The organism is Phytobacter palmae (assembly GCF_039409775.1).
Taxonomy (GTDB): Bacteria; Pseudomonadota; Gammaproteobacteria; order Enterobacterales; family Enterobacteriaceae; genus Phytobacter; species Phytobacter palmae.
This window is the reverse complement of the sequence record NZ_JBCIVJ010000002.1, coordinates 466,149-490,260: the sequence shown is the minus strand read 5'-3', so window position 1 is coordinate 490,260 and position 24,112 is coordinate 466,149. Positions and strand designations below refer to the sequence as shown.

23 protein-coding genes are annotated in these 24,112 nt (G+C 52.6%); 13 read left to right on the top strand and 10 right to left on the bottom strand.

What is annotated here, in order from left to right; translation table 11 throughout:
* Positions 1-18: 18 nt before the first annotated feature.
* The 8 genes from AAIG39_RS04980 to AAIG39_RS04945 all read left to right on the top strand — a co-directional run bounded on the left by AAIG39_RS04980 (position 19) and on the right by AAIG39_RS04945 (position 8,903).
* Positions 19-591 carry a hypothetical protein gene (locus AAIG39_RS04980; RefSeq protein WP_249572144.1) on the top strand — a complete coding sequence of 191 codons (573 nt, stop codon included), beginning with the start codon at positions 19-21 and terminating at the stop codon, positions 589-591.
* 273 nt (positions 592-864) lie between these two features.
* On the top strand, positions 865-1,905 hold the full coding sequence (gene pstS, locus AAIG39_RS04975; protein ID WP_090088042.1) for a phosphate ABC transporter substrate-binding protein PstS: 1,041 nt from the start codon (positions 865-867) through the stop codon (positions 1,903-1,905).
* Between the two features lie 138 nt (positions 1,906-2,043).
* Positions 2,044-3,003 carry a phosphate ABC transporter permease PstC gene (gene pstC / locus AAIG39_RS04970; RefSeq protein ID WP_090088044.1) on the top strand — a complete coding sequence of 320 codons (960 nt, stop codon included), beginning with the start codon at positions 2,044-2,046 and terminating at the stop codon, positions 3,001-3,003.
* Positions 3,003-3,890: a phosphate ABC transporter permease PstA gene (gene pstA, locus AAIG39_RS04965; RefSeq protein ID WP_090088046.1), complete on the top strand. Its 888-nt coding sequence runs from the start codon at positions 3,003-3,005 to the stop codon at positions 3,888-3,890. The genes pstC and pstA overlap by 1 nt, the downstream gene beginning before the upstream one ends.
* 46 nt (positions 3,891-3,936) lie before the next feature.
* The gene (gene pstB / locus AAIG39_RS04960) at positions 3,937-4,710 is read left to right on the top strand and encodes a phosphate ABC transporter ATP-binding protein PstB (protein WP_039080014.1); all 774 of its coding nucleotides are present in this window, start codon (positions 3,937-3,939) and stop codon (positions 4,708-4,710) included.
* A 136-nt stretch (positions 4,711-4,846) separates the two neighbouring features.
* Positions 4,847-5,572: a phosphate signaling complex protein PhoU gene (gene phoU, locus AAIG39_RS04955; protein WP_039080015.1), complete on the top strand. Its 726-nt coding sequence runs from the start codon at positions 4,847-4,849 to the stop codon at positions 5,570-5,572.
* Between the two features lie 493 nt (positions 5,573-6,065).
* Positions 6,066-7,673 (top strand): carbohydrate porin, encoded by a 1,608-nt coding sequence (locus tag AAIG39_RS04950; protein WP_425503251.1) that lies wholly within the window; start codon positions 6,066-6,068, stop codon positions 7,671-7,673.
* A 51-nt stretch (positions 7,674-7,724) separates the two neighbouring features.
* A complete protein-coding gene (locus AAIG39_RS04945) occupies positions 7,725-8,903 on the top strand; it encodes an esterase (RefSeq protein ID WP_343193306.1) in 1,179 nt (392 codons plus the stop codon).
* Between the two features lie 39 nt (positions 8,904-8,942).
* Here the strand turns inward: AAIG39_RS04945 and yieH are convergent, their stop codons facing one another.
* Positions 8,943-9,608: a 6-phosphogluconate phosphatase gene (gene yieH / locus AAIG39_RS04940; RefSeq protein WP_090088048.1), complete on the bottom strand. Its 666-nt coding sequence runs from the start codon at positions 9,606-9,608 to the stop codon at positions 8,943-8,945.
* A 168-nt stretch (positions 9,609-9,776) separates the two neighbouring features.
* Here yieH and AAIG39_RS04935 point away from each other — a divergent pair, with 168 nt between their 5' ends.
* Complete coding sequence (locus tag AAIG39_RS04935) at positions 9,777-11,114, top strand: NCS2 family permease (RefSeq protein ID WP_090088050.1); 1,338 nt, start codon at positions 9,777-9,779, stop codon at positions 11,112-11,114.
* Positions 11,115-11,166: 52 nt separating this feature from the next.
* Here the strand turns inward: AAIG39_RS04935 and AAIG39_RS04930 are convergent, their stop codons facing one another.
* From AAIG39_RS04930 to AAIG39_RS25660, 9 genes are all read right to left on the bottom strand, one after another.
* The gene (locus tag AAIG39_RS04930; RefSeq protein WP_343193305.1) at positions 11,167-11,733 is read right to left on the bottom strand and encodes an NADPH-dependent FMN reductase; all 567 of its coding nucleotides are present in this window, start codon (positions 11,731-11,733) and stop codon (positions 11,167-11,169) included.
* Positions 11,734-11,753: 20 nt separating this feature from the next.
* Complete coding sequence (locus AAIG39_RS04925) at positions 11,754-12,500, bottom strand: 4'-phosphopantetheinyl transferase family protein (RefSeq protein ID WP_090088054.1); 747 nt, start codon at positions 12,498-12,500, stop codon at positions 11,754-11,756.
* A 161-nt stretch (positions 12,501-12,661) separates the two neighbouring features.
* Entirely contained in the window at positions 12,662-13,336 is a 675-nt protein-coding gene (locus tag AAIG39_RS04920) for a hypothetical protein (RefSeq protein ID WP_343193304.1), read from the bottom strand.
* A 5-nt stretch (positions 13,337-13,341) separates the two neighbouring features.
* A complete protein-coding gene (gene mnmE / locus AAIG39_RS04915) occupies positions 13,342-14,706 on the bottom strand; it encodes a tRNA uridine-5-carboxymethylaminomethyl(34) synthesis GTPase MnmE (protein ID WP_343193303.1) in 1,365 nt (454 codons plus the stop codon).
* A gap of 178 nt (positions 14,707-14,884) precedes the next feature.
* Positions 14,885-16,528 (bottom strand): membrane protein insertase YidC, encoded by a 1,644-nt coding sequence (yidC, locus tag AAIG39_RS04910; RefSeq protein WP_090088059.1) that lies wholly within the window; start codon positions 16,526-16,528, stop codon positions 14,885-14,887.
* Between the two features lie 2 nt (positions 16,529-16,530).
* Positions 16,531-16,788, bottom strand: coding sequence for a membrane protein insertion efficiency factor YidD (gene yidD / locus AAIG39_RS04905; RefSeq protein WP_071845955.1), 258 nt, complete (start codon positions 16,786-16,788; stop codon positions 16,531-16,533).
* Positions 16,752-17,111 carry a ribonuclease P protein component gene (rnpA, locus tag AAIG39_RS04900; RefSeq protein WP_090088061.1) on the bottom strand — a complete coding sequence of 120 codons (360 nt, stop codon included), beginning with the start codon at positions 17,109-17,111 and terminating at the stop codon, positions 16,752-16,754. The genes yidD and rnpA overlap by 37 nt, the downstream gene beginning before the upstream one ends.
* A 17-nt stretch (positions 17,112-17,128) precedes the next feature.
* Entirely contained in the window at positions 17,129-17,269 is a 141-nt protein-coding gene (rpmH, locus tag AAIG39_RS04895; protein WP_000831330.1) for a 50S ribosomal protein L34, read from the bottom strand.
* Positions 17,270-17,497: 228 nt separating this feature from the next.
* On the bottom strand, positions 17,498-17,578 hold the full coding sequence (locus tag AAIG39_RS25660) for a hypothetical protein (protein WP_425503254.1): 81 nt from the start codon (positions 17,576-17,578) through the stop codon (positions 17,498-17,500).
* Between the two features lie 344 nt (positions 17,579-17,922).
* Here AAIG39_RS25660 and dnaA point away from each other — a divergent pair, with 344 nt between their 5' ends.
* The 4 genes from dnaA (at position 17,923) to gyrB (ending at position 24,086) form a co-directional block, all read left to right on the top strand.
* A complete protein-coding gene (gene dnaA / locus AAIG39_RS04890; RefSeq protein WP_090088062.1) occupies positions 17,923-19,320 on the top strand; it encodes a chromosomal replication initiator protein DnaA in 1,398 nt (465 codons plus the stop codon).
* Between the two features lie 4 nt (positions 19,321-19,324).
* Positions 19,325-20,425: a DNA polymerase III subunit beta gene (gene dnaN, locus AAIG39_RS04885; protein WP_047372466.1), complete on the top strand. Its 1,101-nt coding sequence runs from the start codon at positions 19,325-19,327 to the stop codon at positions 20,423-20,425.
* Between the two features lie 144 nt (positions 20,426-20,569).
* Positions 20,570-21,643 (top strand): DNA replication/repair protein RecF, encoded by a 1,074-nt coding sequence (gene recF, locus AAIG39_RS04880; RefSeq protein ID WP_249572135.1) that lies wholly within the window; start codon positions 20,570-20,572, stop codon positions 21,641-21,643.
* Between the two features lie 28 nt (positions 21,644-21,671).
* Entirely contained in the window at positions 21,672-24,086 is a 2,415-nt protein-coding gene (gene gyrB / locus AAIG39_RS04875) for a DNA topoisomerase (ATP-hydrolyzing) subunit B (protein ID WP_090088065.1), read from the top strand.
* Positions 24,087-24,112: the final 26 nt, after the last annotated feature.

The window sequence follows — 24,112 nt, the reverse complement described above, 5'->3', positions numbered from 1 at the left end:
CTCTTTTTTTTCAGGATGATGAATCTGTTGAAACGCATAATCGGGCTCAAATTTTTGGCGCTCGTCGACTACTGCGACAAGGTCGACGCAGGGATATCAGGCCGTAAACTTGCCCAGTTAAAACAGCTGGCGGAGGCCTTTCAGGAAATGCCGAAGGCTTACTACATCCGTGGAACGACCTATTTCGGCAGCATATTGGTGTTGTTTTATACATTGCTGTTGAGCTATGCCGGTCTTGCGATTGCGTTCAGAACCGTTACCGGTGGCTGGGGCGTTATCGCAGGCCTTGTTGTCTTTGTTCTGCTTGTGGTGGCGTTATCAGGTGCGGATAAAGGCAGAGCACTATCGCTGAGATTATTTTTAGCCGTCTGGTCGCTGTTATGTGTTTGCAATGTGCTGGTGGCAGGATGGCTGTTGTTTGCCTCTTTCTCCTGGTTAAGTGTCGGTTGTTGGGGCGGGAGTTTACTTCTCTTATGGCTAGCACGGCAGGTCATGAACGGGCCAGAACTGACGAAACTGATACAGTGGCGAGTTTCACTCCGAATTGCGCATTATCGGCGTCAGGCATTGACGCAACCCGGACGCAAATGAATTGATCTACGGCTATTTTTTGTCGCTTTTTGCTGGGACATCTCGCTGGCATCTACTACTTTCTTAATGTCATAAAACGAAAATCTTGCTGACATCTCACTGTCATTAAACACGTTATCTTGCTGATAAATCATACAAGATACGGTTAATCAATGTGAAAACCGTCGTTGTCATCAAACAGTAACAATCATTGCATATAACTGTCATCAAAGTGTCCTATTTTGCTCGTCGTAGCCACTTAAACAACGATTTACGATTCTTGCAGGAGACATTATGAACGTTATGCGTACCACTGTCGCAACTGTTGTCGCCGCGACCTTTTCACTGAGTGCATTTGCAGTTAACGCCGCTGCAAGCCTGACAGGTGCGGGTGCAACTTTCCCGGCGCCGGTGTATGCCAAATGGGCTGATACCTACCAAAAAGAAACGGGTAACAAGGTTAACTACCAGGGTATCGGTTCTTCTGGCGGCGTAAAACAGATCACTGCAAATACCGTTGACTTCGGCGCTTCTGATGCTCCGCTGGCTGACGATAAACTGGCTCAGGAAGGCCTGTTCCAGTTCCCGACTGTTATCGGTGGCGTTGTCCTGGCTGTTAACCTGGAAGGTTTCAAATCTGGCGAGCTGGTGCTGGATGGTAAAACACTGGGCGATATCTACCTGGGCAAAATCAAAAAATGGGATGACGCGGCAATTGCTAAGCTGAACCCGGGTAAAAAACTGCCTTCTCAGAACATCGCTGTCGTGCGTCGCGCTGATGGTTCTGGTACCTCTTTCGTGTTTACCAGCTACCTGGCAAAAGTTAACGAAGAGTGGAAATCATCTGTCGGCGCTGGCTCTACTGTTAACTGGCCGACCGGTCTGGGCGGTAAAGGTAACGACGGTATCGCGGCATTCGTACAACGCCTGCCGGGCTCAATTGGTTATGTTGAATATGCTTATGCTAAGCAGAATAACCTGACTTACACAAAGTTGCTGTCTGCTGATGGCAAGCCGGTTAGCCCGACCGAAGAAAGCTTCTCCAATGCGACGAAAAACATCGACTGGAGCAAATCTTTCGCGCAAGACCTGACCAACCAAAAAGGTGCTGATGTGTGGCCAATTACGTCCACCACCTTCATCCTGGTTCACAAAGAGCAGAAAAACCCTGAGCAGGGCGCAGAAGTACTGAAATTCTTCGACTGGGCATACAAAAACGGTGGCAAACAGGCTAATGACCTGGACTACGCTACCCTGCCTGAGAGCGTTGTTGCACAGATTCGCGCTGCATGGAAAACCAACGTGAAAGACAGCAGCGGTAAAGCACTGTACTAATCAAGGTTTTCTCAACGATGGCGGATAAGATAATTATCCGCCCTACCAAAATTCGGTAACATGCTGTTTTCGTAGGCCCGGTAAGCGTCATTGCCACCGGGCGTCGTTCAAAATGATGTCTAACGTAAAGAGTATCTTATGGCTGCAACCAAGCCGGCTTTTAACCCACCGGGTAAAAAAGGTGACATGATTTTCAGCGCGCTGGTAAAACTGGCTGCGCTGATTGTGCTATTGCTGCTCGGCGGCATTATCGTGTCTCTGATTTTCTCCTCATGGCCGAGTATCCAGAAATTTGGTTTTTCCTTCTTGTGGAACAAAGAATGGGATGCGCCGAATGAAACCTTTGGTGCTCTGGTGCCGATTTACGGCACGCTCGTAACGTCCCTTATCGCGTTGCTGATCGCCGTTCCGGTAAGTTTTGGTATCGCATTGTTCCTGACGGAACTGGCGCCCGGCTGGCTGAAACGCCCTCTTGGGATTGCAATTGAACTGCTGGCGGCTATTCCCAGTATCGTTTACGGCATGTGGGGCTTGTTTATTTTCGCGCCGCTGTTTGCCAAATATTTCCAGGAACCGGTCGGTAACGTCATGTCCTCTATTCCGTTTGTTGGTGCCCTCTTCTCTGGCCCGGCATTTGGTATTGGTATCCTGGCTGCGGGGGTTATCCTCGCCATTATGATCATTCCGTACATCGCCGCCGTTATGCGTGATGTATTCGAACAAACCCCGGTGATGATGAAAGAGTCTGCCTACGGCATCGGCTGCACCACCTGGGAAGTTATCTGGCGCATTGTCCTGCCGTTCACCAAAAATGGCGTTATCGGCGGCATTATGCTGGGGCTGGGGCGTGCACTGGGCGAAACCATGGCGGTGACCTTTATCATCGGTAACACCTACCAGCTCGACAGCGCATCGCTCTATATGCCCGGTAACAGTATTACCTCCGCGCTGGCGAACGAATTCGCTGAAGCTGAATCCGGTCTGCACGTTGCAGCCCTGATGGAACTGGGGCTGATCCTCTTCGTTATTACCTTTATCGTGCTGGCAATTTCAAAGTTCATGATTATGCGCCTGGCGAAAAATGAGGGGGCCCGATAATGGCTACGCTTGAAATGCAAACCACCGCAGAGCTGGCTGAATCCCGTCGCAAGATGCAGGCTAAGCGCCGTACCAAAAACCGTATCGCTCTGACGCTGTCGATGGCAACCATGGCATTTGGTCTGTTCTGGCTGGTCTGGATCCTGCTGTCGACCATCGGACGTGGTTTTGATGGGATGTCTCTGGCGCTCTTTACCGAAATGACGCCGCCGCCGAATACGGCGGGTGGTGGGCTGGCGAATGCGCTGGCGGGAAGCGCGCTGCTCATCTTCTGGGCGACCGCCGTTGGTACGCCACTGGGTATCATGGCGGGGATCTATCTGGCTGAGTATGGTCGTAAATCGATTCTGGCCGAAATTATCCGCTTCATTAACGATATTCTGCTTTCCGCACCGTCTATTGTTGTTGGCCTGTTCGTTTACACCATTGTGGTGGCGCAGATGCAACACTTCTCTGGCTGGGCGGGTGTGATTGCGCTGGCGCTGCTGCAGGTGCCGATTGTAATTCGTACCACCGAGAACATGCTGAAACTGGTGCCGGATAGTCTGCGCGAAGCGGCTTACGCGCTGGGGACACCGAAGTGGAAGATGATTTCCGCTATTACCGTGAAAGCTTCTGTCTCCGGGATCATGACTGGCGTACTGCTGGCGGTTGCGCGTATCGCGGGTGAAACCGCACCGCTGCTGTTTACCGCGTTATCGAACCAGTTCTGGAGCACGGACATGATGAGGCCGATTGCAAACTTACCGGTCACCATCTTCAAGTTTGCGATGAGCCCGTTTGCTGAATGGCAGCAACTGGCCTGGGCCGGTGTTCTGATTATCACGCTGTGTGTGCTGTTGCTGAACATTCTGGCGCGTGTCATTTTCGCGGCGAAGAAACACTAATTTTTACGGCGCGGTGAAACGCGGTGCCGAGTGAGGAAAGAGATAAATGAGTATGGTTGATACAACGCCGGGCAAAATTCAGGTTCGCGATTTGAACTTCTATTACGGCAAATTCCATGCCCTGAAAAACATCAGCCTGGACATTGCTAAAAACCAGGTAACGGCGTTTATCGGGCCGTCAGGCTGCGGTAAGTCTACGCTGCTGCGTACATTCAATAAAATGTTTGAACTGTATCCGGAGCAACGTGCAGAAGGCGAGATTCTGCTGGATGGGGATAACATCCTCACCAATACCCAGGACATCGCCCTGCTGCGTGCAAAAGTTGGGATGGTTTTCCAGAAGCCAACGCCGTTCCCGATGTCAATTTACGACAACATCGCCTTCGGTGTGCGTCTGTTTGAAAAACTCTCTCGCGCCGATATGGACGAACGTGTGCAATGGGCCTTGACCAAGGCCGCATTATGGAACGAAACCAAGGATAAATTGCACCAGAGCGGGTACTCTCTTTCCGGTGGTCAGCAGCAGCGTCTGTGTATTGCCCGCGGGATTGCGATCCGTCCGGAAGTCTTATTGCTGGACGAACCTTGCTCGGCACTGGACCCCATTTCGACTGGTCGTATCGAAGAATTGATCACCGAGTTGAAGCAGGATTACACCGTGGTAATCGTCACCCACAACATGCAGCAGGCTGCGCGTTGTTCCGATCACACGGCGTTTATGTATCTCGGCGAATTGATTGAGTTCAGCAACACAGATGACCTGTTCACCAAGCCGAAGAAAAAGCAAACCGAAGATTATATTACTGGCCGCTACGGTTGATTTGCCATACAGCTTTCAGGCTCTAACTGTGTTGGCTGCCTTTGTTCACCCCGGTCGTACCGCGTGATGTACCCCGGGGATTCGCTCAGTTGCCGCCTTGTTATAGTCCAAAAATAGTTGGGCATCAGGAGACACCATGGACAACCTCAATCTTAACAAACATATTTCGGGCCAGTTCAACGCTGAGCTGGAGAGTATCCGTACTCAGGTCATGACCATGGGTGGGATGGTAGAGCAACAACTTTCTGATGCGATCACTGCGATGCATAACCAGGACAGCGAGCTGGCTCAGCGCGTTGTTGAGGGTGATAAGCAGGTGAATATGATGGAAGTGGCTATCGATGAAGCCTGTGTGCGCATTATTGCCAAGCGCCAGCCGACCGCCAGCGACCTGCGTCTGGTGATGGCGATCATCAAAACGATCGCTGAGCTGGAACGTATTGGCGATGTTGCCGATAAAATCTGCCGTACTGCGCTGGAGAAATTCTCTTCGCAGCACCAGCCGCTGCTGGTGAGCCTGGAATCTCTGGGTCGCCATACCGTGCAGATGCTGCACGACGTGCTGGATGCCTTCGCGCGTATGGATATTGACGAAGCGGTGCGTATTTACCGTGAAGATAAAAAAGTCGACCAGGAATATGAAGGTATCGTGCGTCAGCTGATGACCTACATGATGGAAGACCCGCGTACTATTCCGAGCGTATTGACCGCCCTGTTCTGTGCCCGTTCTATCGAACGTATCGGCGATCGTTGCCAGAATATCTGCGAATACATTTTCTATTTCGTTAAAGGCCAGGATTTCCGTCACGTAGGCGGCGATGAACTGGATAAATTGCTCGCCGGGAAAGACCCGAAAGAGTAATGCCCGCGCTTAACAAATAACGCCAGCGACATAACTGCTGGCGTTTGTTCACCAGAACCGCCGTTTATCTGTCCCCTCAGACGAGCGTTTCACCTTCACTCATCTGCAAACCTGCAGTTCTGATCCCGGAATAGATTACGAATGCTCAATGCGCTTTCTGTATCCGGCCCGTAAAAATGAGCCACGAATAAAATGCTGAATTAAAAATTCGCGGTAAATCACAATTTATTCTTTTGCTCGTTGCTGGCGGGTTAAAAATCGCTATGTTGTGGGCTTAAACTGGATTGCTACCGCTTTGCGGGCTAAACCTGACATCTCTTTTCGGAGGTGCCAGGTTTTTTGTTTTTTGGGCTGATGAAAAAACAGTCAGTCGCAAAGATGTATCCAGTACAGGATTGTTACTGCTTTAGACAGGCAAAACCTGAACCCATACCTGATTCGTCTCGGGTGGGTTCAGGTTTTTTTTTATCCAAAAAATGGTTGGATGGAAACCATGAAAAAAACAATACCCTTAATTCTGGCATCATCTTTTTTATCCTCAGCTACCCCTGCGATGGCCGCGAGCGGAAATATGACCATCGAACAGCGTCTTGCGGCGCTGGAGAAGGATCTCAGCGAAACGAAAAAGGAACTACAGCGCTACAAAGACGAAGAGAAGAATAAGCAGGCGGTTTACTTTGCCCGGACCTCTTCTGCGCCTGTATCAACGGCGGCAAATACGGTGAAAGCGACTCCGGCTCCTGCCGCTGTGCTGGTTCAGACAGCGCCATCATCGGGCGCTCAACCATCGAAAACTGACGATGTTTCATCTATGTCGATGAAAGATCTCAGCAAGTTCGTTAAAGATGAAATTGGCTTTAGTTACAACGGCTATTTCCGTTCCGGTTGGGCGACTACCACGAATGGATCACCGAAATCCTGGGCTATCGGCTCGCTTGGGCGTTTTGGCAATGAATACACCAGCTGGTTTGATTTGCAGTTCTCCCAGCGCGTTTATAACGAAAATGGAAAGAGCGCAAAAGCGGTCGTCATGCTCGATGGTAACGTTGGGCAGTCCTATTCTGCTGGCTGGTTTGGTGATAACAGCACCAACGAAAACTACCTGCAATTTTCCGATATTTACCTCACCACCAGTGGTTTCCTGCCATTCGCTCCGGAAGCGGATATGTGGGTGGGTAAGCACCAGCTTCCGAAATATGAAGTACAGATGCTCGACTGGAAAACGCAGCGTACTGACTCCTCTGGCGGCGCCGGGATTGAGAACATGAAGCTTGGCAGCGGTAAGCTCGATATTGCGCTGTTGCGTGAGGATATTGACCAGTACGACCGTTCACTCAGCCACTCACAGAAACTCAATACCAACACCGTTGATGTCCGCTACAAAGCCATTCCGTTGTGGGATAAAGCCGAGCTGATGGTCAATGGCCGTTACGCGATGGCGAACTCAACGGATACGCAGAAAGAGAACGTGAACGACAACGGGTATTACAAATGGAAAGATACCTGGATGTTTGGTACGGCGTTAACGCAAAAATTCAAAAGCGGTGGTTATAACGAATTCAGCTTCCTGATGGCCAATAACTCACTGGCAAGCAGCTTTGCCCGCTACAGCGGTTCCAGCCCGTACATCGCATTCAATGGACGTTACTATGGCGATCACACCAACGGTACGGCGATTCGCCTGGTCTCGCAGGGTGAAACCTATCTGCGTGACGATGTGATCGTAGCCAACGCGCTGGTTTATTCACGAGGCGAAGATGTCTATAGCTATGAGACTGGTGCCCACAGTGATTTCACCAGCTATCGCGCGGTCGTGCGTCCGGCGTATATCTGGGACAAATACAACCAGACGGGCGTCGAACTGGCCTATTTCAATCAGCAGAACAAAAATCAGTACGGTACGAAGTTCAAAGAGGCTGGGTATAAAACCACGCTTTACCATACGCTTAAGGTCAACACCAGCATGCTGACGTCACGCCCGGAAATTCGTTTTTATGGTACCTACATCCATGCGCTGGACAACGAACTGGATAATTTCAGCTTCGCTGATGAGAAAAACAACCAGTTTGCCGCAGGCATTCAGGCTGAGGTCTGGTGGTAATGCCCGCACAATATCACTGCGTGAACGACAAAATAATATGAGGGATTTGATATGAAAAGAAACATCGCCTGTCTGACACTCGCCATCACCGCACTGCTTGGCAGCGCTGCCATTCCCGCCATTGCTGCGCCTTTTCCTGCAACCCCGGATTTGTCGGTGCCGGTTAGTCAATATGTGACCCAGGTAAATGCCGATAAAAGCATTACCTATCGCCTGTTTGCGCCATCAGCAAAACGGGTGTCAGTGGTTACCGGTTCCACCCCGGATAACTCTGTCTCCCATGATATGAGCAAAGATGAGAGCGGCGTCTGGTCCTGGAAAAGCGAATCTCTGGCGCCGAATTTGTACGAATACTACTTTGATGTGGATGGCTTCCGCTCGGTGGACACGGGAAGCCGTTTTCAGAAGCCGCAGCGTCAGGTCAATACCAGCCTTATCCTGGTGCCGGGAAGCATACTTGACGATCGCGCCGTTCCGCATGGCGATCTGTTGACCGTGACCTATCACTCGAAAGAGTTAGGTTCAGAGCGTCGCGTCTATATCTGGACACCGCCTGGCTATAACGGCAAAGGTGAACCGCTCCCGGTACTCTACTTCTATCATGGTTTTGGTGACACAGGGCTTTCCGCTATCGATCAGGGACGCCTGCCGCAGATCATGGATAATCTGCTGGCCGAAGGAAAAATCAAACCGATGCTGGTGGTGGTGCCGGATACGGAAACGGATATTGTGCAGGCGATTGCGGAAAACTATCCGCCGAAAGAGCGCCGCAAGACCTTCTATCCGTTGAATGCCAAAGCAGCCGATCGTGAACTGATGCATGACATTATCCCGATGGTCGATGGGCGATTCAATGTGCGTAAAGATGCAAGCGGGCGCGCGCTGGCTGGCTTATCGCAGGGCGGTTATCAGGCGCTGGTATCAGGTATGAACCATCTTGATAGCTTTGGCTGGCTGGCGACCTTGAGTGGCGTAACGACCACTACCGTTCCGGATGCTGGTGTTACCGCGCAGCTCAACAAACCTCAGGAGATCAATAAACAGCTGCATAACTTTACGGTGGTGGTGGGTGAAAAAGATTCCGTCACGGGTAAAGACATCGCCGGTCTGAAAAGCGATCTTGAGAAACAAGGCATTAAATTCGACTACAAGATGTACCCGGGTCTGAATCACGAAATGGATGTCTGGCGTCCAGCCTATGCCGAGTTTGTGCAGAAATTGTTTAAGTGATGCATTACGCCTCTCCCGCATCGGGGGAGGCGTTTACCGTTAGCGCGTAATGTTCCAGCCGCGCGCTTTCCACAATGCCGGAAGTTGCGAAAGTTCGGTGAACGTGGTCACCTGAGGATGGTCAATCGGTTTGTTGTGCTGATCGGCACAGAAATAAAACACTTCCATGCCCGCAGCGATACCCGATTGCACACCGGCCACCGAATCGTCAACCAGAATGCAGCGTGTCGTATTCACATGCAGCGCTTTTGCCGCATGGAACATCAGTTCCGGGTCGGGCTTCCAGCGTTGAATATCGTAACCGCTGAACAGGCGCTCCGGGAAATGGTGCAGAAGACCGGTTTTGCCAAGAGAGTGTTCCATTTTACTTACCGGGCCGTTAGAGACTACGCAGACTGGCACGCTGACCGCATCAAGTAGCTCCTTCGCCCCCGGAATGATTTCCAGCTCGGAATCAAACAGCCGCGCGACTTCGCTGCGAAAAACCGGCTCCAGCTTCGTCTTATCCAGTGTCACGCCGTGTTCTTCACCTGTCACCTCGATGATCTCGTAAAGTTTCATGCCTTTGAAACGCTTGAACACCTCTTCAAGGTCGAGGGTAATGCCAGACTCTTTAAACATATGCACATATGCGCGCGAACAGATGACTTCACTGTCAACCAGGGTGCCGTCACAGTCGAAAAACAGTGCTTCAATTTGGGACATGCCATTTCCTGTATATTGCAAGTTTATCGTTTACTTAAGGCTAATTAGCCCACGCAATCGTTGCCGTATAAGCAAATTCAATGAAAAAAAGTGTGTGATAACCGTCAACATTGTCTCATTTTGGTATAGGATAGCGACGAATTTTCCCTCCTTGTTCGGAAATTGATAATGAGCCAACAACACACTACCCAGGCGTCGAGCCAAGGGTTGCTTGAGCGCGTGTTTAAACTGCGTGAACATGGCACGTCGGCACGCACCGAAGTGATCGCCGGTTTCACCACTTTTTTGACGATGGTTTACATCGTTTTTGTTAACCCGCAGATTTTGGGTGTCGCCGGGATGGACACCAGTGCGGTATTCGTCACCACCTGTCTGATTGCCGCGTTCGGCAGTATCCTGATGGGGCTGTTTGCTAACCTGCCGGTTGCGCTGGCACCCGCAATGGGCCTGAACGCCTTCTTCGCGTTTGTGGTTGTTGGTGCGATGGGGCTGTCCTGGCAAGTCGGGATGGGCGCGATTTTCTGGGGCGCAGTCGGTCTGCTGTTGCTGACTATCTTCCGTGTGCGTTACTGGATGATTGCTAACATTCCGGTCAGCCTGCGTGTAGGGATTACCAGCGGTATTGGTCTGTTTATCGGTATGATGGGCCTGAAAAACGCCGGTGTGATTGTCCCGAACAAAGATACGCTGGTGGCCATTGGTAACCTGACGTCTCACAGCGTTCTGCTGGGTATTCTGGGCTTCTTCATTATTGCTATTCTGGCTTCCCGCAATATTCACGCTGCGGTACTGATTTCTATTGTCGTGACCACCCTGCTGGGCTGGATGATGGGCGATGTGCAGTATCACGGGATTATTTCTGCGCCGCCGAGCGTGGCGAGCGTAGTGGGTAACGTTGACCTGGCCGGATCGTTCAACATTGGCCTGGCAGGCGTTATCTTCTCCTTTATGCTGGTTAACCTCTTTGACTCCTCCGGCACTCTGCTCGGTGTGACCGATAAAGCGGGTCTGGTTGATGAGAACGGTAAATTCCCGCGTATGAAGCAGGCGCTGTATGTCGACAGTATCTCTTCCGTGGCGGGTTCGTTCATCGGTACCTCTTCGGTGACCGCGTACATTGAATCATCTTCCGGGGTCTCTGTGGGGGGCCGTACAGGTCTGACAGCTGTTGTCGTTGGCATCCTGTTCCTGCTGGTTATCTTCCTGTCACCGCTGGCCGGAATGGTTCCTGCGTATGCTGCTGCGGGCGCGCTGATTTATGTTGGTGTCCTGATGACCTCCAGCCTTTCTCGCGTGAAGTGGGATGATCTGACCGAAGCAGTGCCGGCGTTTATCACCGCCGTAATGATGCCTTTCAGCTTCTCAATTACCGAAGGTATCGCGCTGGGCTTTATCTCTTACTGTGTGATGAAGCTGTTCACCGGTCGCCTGCGCGACCTCAGCCCGTGTGTGGTTGTGGTTGCGGTGCTGTTCGTGCTGAAAATCGTCTTTATCGACGCGCATTAATTGCCATCGAAAGAAAAAGCCCGGTAGCCTCTGTGCTTACCGGGCTTTTTTGTCAGCGTCTTACGCGCTGAATGTAGTCGCCAAAGGCCGTCAACTGCCCGCTCAGATGATCGAGCGTACTCTGATCGACCACCTCTCCTGTTTGTTGATCCACTTTGCTTTGAATCACGCCGCCCATAAATTCCGGCTTGTTCATCACCATGGCATCAAGAAAGACCAGAATTTGCCGCAGATGGTATTGACAACGCGCGCCGCCTATCGCGCCCATTGAACTGGTCTGGATCAGCACCGGTTTGCCGGACAGCGGTTGTTCAGGAAGACGTGAGAGCCAGTCGATGGCGTTTTTCAACCCGCCTGGTACGGAATAGTTATATTCCGGGGTCACAATGACCACGCCATCCGCCTCGTGAATTTGTTGTGCAATCTCTTCGATGCGTGCGGGAAAACCCTCTTCCTGCTGCAGATCGGCATCATAAAGCGGAATATCGCCGATGGATGGTAATGGTAAAATGTCCATCCCCGCAGGGGCCAGTTTGGGTAGCGTCCGCGCAACCATCGCGTTAAACGATCCTTTACGCAAACTACCCAGTAACGTCACAACCTTAAGTGATGCAGACATAATGACTCCTTGCGATCGGATCAGTTAATAATAAGGGCTTTTTCTGCTGGTAAGCTGGTGAAGCGCATCAGGCAGGAGGCGGGATCGTTAGCGCGTGTCTGCACGTCCGGCAGAAAGCGCCACCCATTTTTACAATCAAACTCCCAGATCTTGAGGCTCTCGATAGCCGGCGTGACCGCAACCGACCAGATCAAAATGTCCTCAGCATCACATAACACTTCGACCTGAGCCAGATTGGGAACGCGCAGTCGCCCGGCACCAGGCAGCAGTTGCAGCATGGCAGGGGAATCCTGCATCTGATTAAGAAGCTTAAGCACGCTTTGTCTCAGGGTTGAGAGCTGTGCCTGCGCTTCGTTGGGATCGTTCTGATTATTGATCCACAGCAGTTCGTTACTGCTGAACTGCCAGGGTTTTTGTGCATGGGGGCTGTGAAAACTGCGGGTAGCGCGCTGTAACTCCATGTCCAGACCACACTCGCCTTCAGTGGTGATCGCCACGCCAACCATATTTCCAGCGTACGCCAGAGAGAAATGTGGCAGACCAGGATCAGAAAATTTCGGGCGTCCGCTGGACTCAATTATGATGTCCGGGAGTTCGCTGATGCCATAAAGCATAAACATCATTTCGGCGAGCAGTGCCCGTGAAGCCAGATAGCGCGACTGCTGGTGTTCAGGAAGTTGCCGGGCGCTGTTATGACAGGCCTGGGAGAGTCGCGTTGAAACTAAACTTCCCTCTGAGAGGATCCCTCGTGCAAAATGCGTTGCCATTTTCCCTCCGTGATAATGGTCTGATGCAGGAAACGATAATCAACATTATCGCGCATACCGCATAGGTTTTAATGCGGAAAAACGCCGCTGAAAAGACCAATCTGGCCACATTTACAATATTTTTAGTCAATATGTGCCCATCTACATATTTCCTTCACAATTCATTCAATCGGCAACACACGTGTCCAGTTGTAATTCACCTGAGCCAGTTTCAGCGTCCCTTCTACGCTGCCGTAGCGTTGCTGGCGATTAGCGAGGAAAAAGCATCGTAATGATGGGGGCAGGTATTGTGCACGATAACGTAATAGCGTGGTGTGCCAGAATGGCGGTGGCAGAGGAGTGTGTGCATGGCGGTCAAGCAGATGATTGCGCCAGGGGGATGCCAGTAGCGCTTCACAAAATTGCTGGCGCGCCTGTTGGCTTTTCTCATCAGGCATGCCCGCCAGTAAAATCTGGCCCGGTAGTGCAACCAGCCGCAGTTCACTTATGCGGACGGTATGGTGTCGCCAGCGCTGCCAGAGCGTCAGTAAAGTGGTTATGCTATCCGGCGGCTCTGCGGTGGTATAAAGCGGCAAAGTAACAGGCAGGAAGGTAAAGTGAAGGCCGTCGGCGGGCATAACATCGGCCAGCATATCGCCGTTTGCCTCTATTGCCAGTTGCTGGCGCAACGAGGCGACGGCATCTGATAGTGGTGGCTGAATACCGCTGGCCAGCGCCAGTTTGTGCGGGTCGTAATAGTCTTGCTGCATGATCGCGCCGCAATCAGGCGCTTTCTGCCAGGCGACCAGCGAACGTTCACTGGTCGCTTCGTAGAGCGCGGACAGAGCATCGGCCATCTGGCTCATTTACCGATACAGAAGCTGGAGAAAATACGGCCCAGCAGATCGTCGGAGGTAAACTCACCGGTGATCTCACTCAATGCCTGCTGCGCCAGTCTCAGTTCTTCTGCCAGTAGTTCACCAGCCCATGCGCCCAACAGCTGCGCTTTGCCCTGTTCAAGGTGACTGGCGGCGTCTGCCAGCGCCTGTAGATGACGACGACGCGCCAGAAAGCCGCCTTCCATGTTGGTATCAAAACCCATGCTCTGCTTGAGATGGTTACGTAACTCATCCACGCCTTCGCCAGTACGTGCCGACAGACGGATCAGTGAGTGACCATTCACATTGCTGATACCCGGCGTTTCGCCGGTCACATCGGCCTTATTACGCACCACGGTGATCGGCAGTTTAGCTGGCAGACGGGCGATAAAGTCGGGCCAGATTTCCGCCGGGTCAACGGCGCTGGTGGTGGTGCCATCCACCATAAACAGTACGCGGTCTGCCTGCTCAATCTCCTGCCAGGCACGCTCAATGCCGATGCGTTCCACTTCATCACTGGCATCGCGCAACCCGGCGGTGTCGATAATATGCAACGGCATGCCATCAATGTGGATATGCTCACGCAATACATCGCGCGTGGTCCCGGCGATATCTGTCACGATCGCAGCCTCACGGCCCGCCAGCGCGTTCAGCAGGCTCGATTTCCCGGCATTTGGACGCCCGGCAATGACTACCTTCATCCCTTCGCGCAGCAGGCTGCCCTGGCGTGCTTCGGCGCGCACGGCATCTAAATCGCCCATCACGCTGTTGAGCTGAGCTTCAATTTTGCCGTCAGACAGAAAGTCGATTTCCTCATCCGGGAAATCAATTGCTGCTTCCACGTAGATGCGCAGGTGAGTGAGTGCTTCCACAAGGTGATTAATGCGGGCGGAAAAGGCCCCCTGCAGTGAGTTCAGCGCCGAGCGTGCCGCCTGCTCTGAACTGGCGTCAATCAGATCGGCAATGGCTTCCGCCTGGGCTAAATCGAGCTTGTCATTGAGGAATGCCCGCTCGGAGAACTCGCCTGGTTTCGCAATGCGTATGCCAGGGAGCATGAGAATACGTTTGAGCAGCAGATCAAGAATCACCGGGCCGCCGTGGCCCTGCAGTTCCAGTACGTCTTCGCCAGTAAATGAATTCGGGCCCGGAAACCACAGCGCAATACCCTGATCTAACGCGGTGCCGTCGGCGTCCTTAAACGGCAGATAGTCGGCGTAGCGGGGTTTTGGCAGTTTACCCAGCACGGCTTGCGCGACGTCACGCGCCTTGAGACCGGAAATACGCAGGATACCGACGCCACCGCGTCCCGGTGGGGTAGCCTGGGCGACGATTGTGTCGTTATGGCTCATGGTGACTCTCTATGTAGATGTAAAAAAGGCGGTCTATTGACCGCCTTCTGGCTAAATTTACCTTAGATACTCGAAATAATTCAAGTCGCCGGACAAAACGGCTAGCCGTTTTGAACTGCACCTGCGCTGGCCCTAAGGGGCGAGGCCAACGCATCTGCGGCTTGAAGCATGAAGAATATCAGGAGCTTTTCTTCTCGCGGCTATGCAGCCCACGTTTCTCCAGACCACGGTAAATCAGCTGCTGCTGAATAATGGTCACCAGGTTACTGACGATATAGTACAGCACCAGACCTGACGGGAACCACAGGAAGAACACCGTGAAGATGACCGGCATAAAGGTCATAATCTTCTGCTGCATCGGGTCGGCCACAGTGGTCGGAGACATCTTCTGAATGAAGAACATCGTCACGCCCATCAGGATCGGCAGGATGTAGTACGGGTCTTGTGCAGACAGGTCATGGATCCACAGGGCAAACGGCGCATGGCGCAGCTCAACGGAACCCATCAGCATGTAGTACAGTGCAAGGAAGATTGGCATCTGGATAACCAGAGGGAAGCAACCACCCAGTGGGTTTACTTTCTCTGCCTTGTACAGCGCCATCATTTCCTGACTTTGACGCTGCTTGTCATCACCCAGACGCTCACGCATTGCCTGAATCTTCGGCTGCAGCATACGCATTTTCGCCATGGAGGTGTACTGCGCTTTAGTCAGCGGGTACATGATGCCACGAACGATAAAGGTGATTGCGATAATGGAGAAGCCCCAGTTACCCAGGAAGCTGTGGATCCATTTCAGCAGTTTGAACAACGGCTGAGAGATAAACCACAACCAGCCGTAATCCACAGTCAGATCCAGGTGCGGCGCAACGGCAGCCATTTTGTCCTGAATTTCCGGGCCGACCCACAGGGTGCTGCCCAGCGTACTGGTTTGACCCGGCTGAACCAGAACCGGCTCAGACTTATAACCAATAGCGGCAATACCATTGCCCAGGTTCGTCGTATAGAAGTTATTGGTGCCTTCGTTACGCGGAACCCATGCAGTAGCGAAATACTGCTGCAGCATTGCTACCCAACCGCCTTTTGCGCTGACGTTCAGGTTTTCGTTATCGGCGATGGTGTCAAATTTGTATTTTTCATACTTCGCGTCCGGCGTGGAGTACGCAGCGCCGCGGAAAGTATGCAATGCAAAGTTGCTGCTGCCCGTGTCGCGGTGCGACGGCAGATTGATGGACTGCTTGAGCTGGCCGAAGGTGGCGACTTCCAGCGGTTTTTCGCCGGCGTTCTGCACGTTGTAGCCCACATTCACCGCGTATTCACCGCGTTTCAGGGTGAAGGTTTTGGTGAAGGTGTTACCAGCAGCATCGGTATAGGTCAGCGGGATTGCCAGTTCGTTCTGACCATCGGCCAGCACAAACGCATCTTTTTCGCTGTTGTACAGAGGACGTGGGCCGTTTGCCGGATTATCCGGGCCGTCGCGACCGGTCAGACCGCTCTGCGCCTGATAGATAAACTGCGGCGTCGTTTCCAGTAACTGGAACGGCTCACTGGAACCCAGCTCTTTTGGATAACCTAAAAGCTGTGCTTGTTCGACATCACCACCACGAGTGTTGATAGTCAATTCCAGCACGTCGGTTTTAACCGTAATCAGTTTCCCCTGGCCACTGGCTGGTACGCCCTGGTCGGCTGCGTTACCCGCTGCGGTGGTCGTAGTCTGCGTGGTCTGTTGCTGAGGCTGAGGATTTTTATCCTGCTCCCAGGCTTGCCAGATCATGAAAGACACGAACAACAAAGCGATGACAAAAAGATTGCGTTGCGAATCCATCGTTAGTGTTCTCTGGTATTAAAGGGTCCTGGCGGGACGGGGTCGTCTCCACCCGGGTGTAAAGGGTGGCATTTTAATACGCGTTTCACTGTCAACCAACTGCCTTTTATCACTCCAAACCTGCGCAATGCCTCAATTCCATAGCGAGAGCATGTCGGGTTGAAACGGCAACGCGGCCCGAGTAGCGGACTAATCAGGATTTGATAGACCCGGATCAGGCCTATCAGGAGCCGAGTGCCAGGCGACAATGGCGGCGCCATAATTTTTCCAACGCTTCCGAAAGAGCACGGTTATCGAGGTCAGCAACCCCCTTTTTCGCCACTACCACGAAATCCATTGCCGGGAGTTCGTGTTGACGCAAACGAAAACTTTCACGCGTCAGACGTTTAATCCGATTGCGTTCATGTGCACGTTTGACATTTTTCTTAGCGACGGTAAGACCGATACGGGGATGCCCCAGCGAATTCAGGCGGCCGAGAATGGTGATTTGCGGCGTGCCAGCCCGTTGTGGCTGCTGGAAGACGAAAGTGAAATGATTGGGAGTTAACAAACGTAACTCCCTGGGAAAAGCGAGCTTAACCACTCAGGGGTTAGCTTTTATTACTTGGAAACGGTCAGACGTGCGCGGCCTTTAGCGCGACGACGAGCCAGAACCTGGCGACCATTTTTAGTAGCCATACGAGCACGGAAGCCGTGAGAACGGTTGCGCTTCAGTACGGACGGTTGAAAAGTGCGTTTCATGGCGATTTCTACCTAAACTTGAATAAATTCAATGGCTTTTTTGGATATCCGAACGAATATCGCACGACGGACGCCGAAGCCATGGGTGATTAAAGAGGCCGGATTGTAATAATTGTACACTCCGGAGTCAATTCTCTTTCCTTATAACACGCTTATTTTTGCACAGTTTCGCGTAAAAAATAAGCAGTGCTCGACGACTAAAACGAGCAAAGCACGCCGGGTGGAGGATTATACGGCCTGGCGGGCAAAGCGCAAGGATCCGCCTGGATCTTCATTAGATCGATTAAGCAGGAAATCGGCATTACTCATTAAATTTTCCAATATGCGGCGTAAATCGTCCCGCACTGCACCTGGGATCGATTACACTTACCCGATTCCGAATCCCCCTGTGGATAAATCGTGAAGAATCTGTGATAAACAGAAGATCTCTGACGCAGTTTAGGCTATGATCCGCGGTCCCGATCGCGATCCGTGGATCGTGAACAGGGCAAAGTACACTTTCCTTAAAGGTGCAATGATGCAGCCAGAAGGAAGCGTGTAAAACCGCAGATAGCGGTTCGCACGTCACCCTCGTTGGGTCTGATCGACGTGTGTCAACAATCATTAATGTTTCTGCCTTTTATTTATCGATTTTTGTTCGAGTGGAGTCCGCCGTGTCACTTTCGCTTTGGCAGCAGTGTCTTGCCCGATTGCAGGATGAGTTACCAGCCACAGAATTCAGCATGTGGATCCGCCCGTTGCAGGCGGAACTGAGCGATAACACGCTGGCTTTGTATGCGCCAAACCGTTTTGTGCTCGATTGGGTAAGAGATAAATATCTCAATAATATCAATGGGCTGCTGAATGATTTCTGCGGTGCGGACGCTCCGCAGCTGCGCTTTGAAGTCGGTACGAAGCCCGTCACTCAGGTTCACCGGGAACCGGCCCATGTCGCTGCGCCTGTACAGACGACTCACGTACAGCCACAGCGCGTTGCGCCGGCGGTACGTCCTGGCTGGGACAACGTTCCTGCGCCGGCTGAGCCAACATACCGCTCCAACGTCAACCTGAAACATACCTTTGATAACTTCGTTGAGGGTAAGTCAAACCAGCTGGCGCGCGCGGCGGCGCGTCAGGTGGCGGATAACCCGGGCGGCGCCTACAATCCACTGTTCCTTTATGGCGGTACGGGTTTGGGTAAAACGCACCTGTTGCATGCGGTGGGCAATGGCATTATGGCGCGTAAACCCAATGCCAAAGTGGTGTATATGCACTCCGAACGTTTTGTCCAGGACATGGTAAAAGCCCTGCAAAACAATGCGATCGAAGAGTTTAAACGCTACTACCGCTCCGTTGACGCCCTGCTTATCGATGACATCCAGTTCTTTGCCAATAAAGAACGATCTCAGGAAGAGTTTTTCCACACCTTTAACGCGCTGCTGGAAGGTAATCAACAGATCATCCTGACCTCAGATCGTTATCCTAAAGAGATCAACGGCGTTGAAGATCGTCTTAAATCCCGCTTCGGTTGGGGTCTGACGGTCGCGATCGAGCCGCCTGAACTGGAAACCCGCGTCGCGATCCTGATGAAAAAGGCCGACGAGAATGATATTCGTCTGCCAGGTGAAGTGGCCTTCTTTATTGCCAAGCGTCTGCGCTCTAACGTGCGTGAGCTGGAAGGGGCACTGAACCGCGTGATTGCCAACGCCAACTTTACCGGCCGTGCGATTACCATTGATTTCGTGCGTGAAGCGCTGCGTGATTTGCTGGCGCTGCAGGAAAAACTCGTCACCATCGACAATATTCAGAAGACTGTGGCGGAGTATTACAAGATTAAGGTCGCGGACCTGCTGTCGAAGCGTCGCTCGCGTTCTGTCGCGCGTCCGCGTCAGATGGCGATGGCGCTGGCGAAAGAGCTCACCAACCACAGTCTGCCGGAAATTGGCGATGCGTTTGGTGGTCGTGACCATACTACCGTGCTACACGCCTGCCGCAAGATTGAGCAGTTGCGTGAAGAGAGCCACGATATCAAAGAAGATTTTTCCAATTTAATCAGAACATTATCATCGTGACGCTATGAAATTTACCGTTGAACGTGAACATCTCTTAAAGCCGCTGCAACAAGTTAGCGGCCCGCTGGGCGGTCGCCCGACGTTACCCATTCTCGGTAATCTGCTGCTTCAGGTTGCAGACGGTACGCTTTCGCTGACCGGTACCGATCTTGAAATGGAAATGGTGGCCCGTGTTGCGCTCGTCCAGCCACATGAGCCCGGCGCGACTACCGTCCCGGCGCGGAAATTCTTTGATATCTGCCGTGGTTTGCCGGAGGGCGCGGAAATCGCCGTCCAGCTTGAAGGCGAGCGTATGCTGGTGCGTTCTGGCCGCAGCCGTTTCTCCCTTTCCACGCTACCTGCCGCCGATTTCCCGAATCTGGATGACTGGCAAAGCGAGGTGGAGTTCACTCTGCCGCAGGCCACAATGAAACGTTTGATTGAAGCCACTCAGTTCTCGATGGCGCATCAGGATGTGCGTTATTACTTAAACGGCATGCTGTTTGAAACCGAAGGCGAAGAGCTGCGTACCGTGGCAACTGACGGTCACCGCCTGGCGGTATGTTCTATGCCTGTCGGTCAGCCCCTGCCCAACCATTCGGTGATCGTGCCGCGTAAAGGGGTGATTGAACTGATGCGTATGCTCGACGGCGGCGACAATCCGCTGACCGTGCAGATTGGCAGCAACAACATCCGGGCACATGTCGGCGACTTTATCTTCACATCGAAGCTGGTCGATGGCCGTTTCCCGGATTATCGCCGCGTATTACCGAAAAATCCGGACAAACACCTGGATGCCGGTTGCGACATCCTCAAACAGGCGTTTGCGCGCGCGGCCATTCTCTCGAATGAGAAATTCCGCGGTGTGCGTCTGTATGTCAGCGAAAACCAGTTGAAAATTACTGCTAACAACCCGGAGCAGGAAGAAGCGGAAGAGATTCTGGATGTGACCTATTCCGGTAGCGAAATGGAGATTGGTTTCAACGTCAGTTATGTGCTGGACGTACTTAATGCGCTGAAGTGCGAAAATGTGCGCATTATGCTGACGGATTCCGTTTCGAGCGTGCAGATTGAGGATGCGGCATCACAATCCGCAGCTTACGTCGTCATGCCTATGAGGTTGTAGAGAATATCGGGCTATCTTACTTGCCATTTTCAACCTGGACAGTGCTCGCCCCTGTCACGTACTTCGTGTACGCTCCAGGGTTTGCGCGCAGTCCGAGTTGAAACTGGCTGCGCCGATTACGCCCTGGCCTGAAGAAACCCGGATATGTCACTGACACGCCTCCTAATCAAAGACTTCCGCAATATCGAAAATGCGGATCTCGCTTTATCTCCCGGCTTTAACTTCCTGGTTGGCGCTAACGGCAGCGGCAAAACCAGCGTGCTGGAAGCCATCTATACGCTCGGCCATGGTCGGGCGTTTCGCAGTTTGCAAATTGGCCGCGTCATTCGCCATGAGCAGGAGTCATTTATTCTGCACGGGCGTTTGCAGGAGGCGGAGCGTGAAATTGCCATTGGTCTGACGAAAGACAAACAGGGCGACAGCACCGTGCGTATCGATGGAACCGATGGCCACAAGGTGGCAGAACTGGCGCTACTGATGCCCATGCAGTTGATTACCCCGGAGGGGTTTACTTTACTCAACGGCGGCCCCAAATACAGAAGAGCGTTCCTCGACTGGGGATGTTTTCACAATGAAGCCGGCTTCTTTAATGCCTGGAGCAACCTTAAGCGGCTGCTTAAACAGCGTAATGCCGCGCTACGGCAGGTAAGCCACTACGGCCAGTTGCGCCCGTGGGATAAAGAACTGATCCCTTTGGCGGAACAAATCAGCCTGTGGCGTGCCGAATACAGTGCCGGTATCGCCGAAGATATGGCCGACACCTGCAAACAATTTTTACCGGAGTTCTCTCTGACCTTTTCTTTCCAGCGCGGCTGGGAAAAAGAGACGGATTATGCCGAAGTGCTGGAGAAGAACTTCGAACGCGATCGCCTGCTGACTTACACCGCACATGGCCCGCACAAGGCGGATTTCCGTATACGTGCTGACGGTGCGCCGGTGGAAGATACGCTTTCCCGTGGGCAGCTAAAACTCCTGATGTGTGCGCTGCGCCTGGCGCAGGGGGAGTTTTTAACCCGCGAGAGTGGTCGCCGCTGTTTGTACCTGATAGATGATTTTGCCTCGGAGCTGGATGATGCGCGTCGCGGGCTGCTTGCCAGCCGCTTAAAAGCCACGCAATCACAGGTTTTCGTCAGCGCGATAAGCGCTGAACACGTACTGGACATGTCGGACAAAAATTCGAAGATGTTCACCGTGGAAAAGGGTAAAATAACGGATTAACCCAAGACAAAATGAGCGAGAAACGTTGATGTCGAATTCTTATGACTCCTCCAGTATCAAAGTCCTGAAAGGGCTGGATGCGGTGCGTAAGCGCCCGGGTATGTATATCGGCGATACGGATGACGGCACCGGTCTGCACCACATGGTATTCGAGGTGGTAGATAACGCTATCGACGAAGCGCTCGCAGGTTACTGTAAAGACATTGTTGTCACGATCCACAGCGATAACTCCGTCTCCGTACAGGATGATGGTCGTGGGATCCCAACCGGTATTCACCCGGAAGAAGGTGTCTCAGCAGCCGAAGTCATCATGACCGTGCTGCACGCGGGCGGTAAATTCGATGATAACTCTTATAAAGTCTCCGGTGGTCTGCACGGCGTAGGCGTTTCGGTTGTAAACGCCCTGTCGCAGAAACTGGAACTGGTTATCCAGCGTGATAATAAAGTTCACCGTCAGATCTACGAACACGGTGTGCCGCAGGCACCGCTGGCTGTGACGGGCGAGACAGAAAAAACCGGTACCATGGTGCGTTTCTGGCCGAGCTATGAAACCTTCACTAACGTCACCGAATTTGAGTATGAAATTCTGGCGAAACGTCTGCGCGAGCTCTCCTTCCTGAACTCTGGCGTATCCATCCGCCTGAAAGACAAGCGCGACGGTAAAGAAGACCATTTCCACTACGAAGGCGGGATAAAGGCATTTGTTGAGTATCTCAACAAGAACAAAACGCCGATCCATCCGAATATCTTCTACTTCTCCACCGAAAAAGACGGTATCGGCGTAGAAGTGGCGCTGCAGTGGAACGATGGTTTCCAGGAAAATATCTACTGCTTCACCAACAACATTCCGCAGCGCGATGGCGGTACCCACCTTGCAGGCTTCCGTGCGGCGATGACCCGTACTCTGAACGCCTACATGGATAAAGAAGGCTACAGCAAAAAAGCGAAAGTCAGCGCCACCGGTGACGACGCCCGTGAAGGCCTGATTGCAGTAGTTTCCGTGAAAGTGCCGGACCCTAAATTCTCCTCACAGACCAAAGACAAACTGGTCTCCTCCGAGGTGAAATCGGCCGTAGAACAGCAGATGAACGAACTGCTGGCGGAATATCTGCTGGAAAACCCATCTGACGCGAAAATCGTGGTTGGCAAAATTATCGATGCGGCGCGTGCCCGTGAAGCGGCGCGTAAAGCCCGTGAAATGACACGTCGCAAAGGGGCGCTGGACTTAGCGGGCCTGCCGGGCAAACTGGCCGACTGTCAGGAACGCGACCCGGCACTGTCTGAACTGTACCTTGTGGAAGGGGACTCTGCGGGCGGCTCTGCAAAACAGGGGCGTAACCGTAAGAACCAGGCGATTCTGCCACTGAAAGGTAAAATCCTTAACGTTGAGAAGGCGCGCTTTGACAAGATGCTCTCTTCTCAGGAAGTGGCGACGCTCATCACTGCGCTTGGCTGCGGCATTGGTCGCGACGAGTACAACCCGGACAAACTGCGTTATCACAGCATTATTATCATGACCGATGCGGACGTCGACGGCTCGCACATCCGTACGCTGCTGTTGACCTTCTTCTATCGTCAGATGCCGGAAATCATTGAGCGCGGTCATGTCTATATTGCCCAGCCGCCGCTGTACAAAGTGAAAAAAGGCAAGCAGGAACAGTACATTAAAGACGATGAGGCGATGGATCAGTACCAGATCGCCATCGCTCTGGACGGTGCTACCCTGCACACCACCGAAGGCGCGCCTGCGCTGGCCGGTGAAGCGCTGGAAAAACTGGTCTCTGAATACAATGCCGCGCAGAAGATGATTGGTCGTATGGAACGTCGCTTCCCGCGCGCGCTGCTGAAAGAGTTGGTATATCAGCCGACGCTAACCGAAGCTGACCTGGGCAACGAGCAGTCAGTCACCCGCTGGGTGAATGCGCTGGTCACCGAGCTGAACGAGAAAGAGCAGCACGGTAGCGTCTGGAAGTTCGACATTCGCGAAAATGCGGAACTGAACCATTTCGAGCCGATTATTCGTGTGCGTACCCACGGTGTTGATACGGACTATCCGCTGGATAATGAGTTTATCGCCGGTGGTGAATATCGCCGTCTGTGCACGCTGGGTGAAAAACTGCGTGGTCTGATTGAAGACGATGCATTTATCGAACGTGGTGAGCGTAAGCAGCCTATCGCCAGCTTTGAACAGGCGCTGGACTGGCTGGTAAAAGAGTCCCGTCGTGGCCTTGCGATCCAGCGTTATAAAGGTCTGGGTGAAATGAACCCGGACCAGCTGTGGGAAACCACTATGGATCCAGAAAGCCGCCGCATGCTGCGCGTGACCGTTAAAGATGCAATTGCCGCAGACCAATTGTTTACCACCCTGATGGGTGATGCCGTTGAGCCGCGCCGTGCCTTTATCGAAGAGAACGCCCTGAAAGCAGCGAACATTGATATTTAATCGTCGCTTTACAGCCATACCTGGGC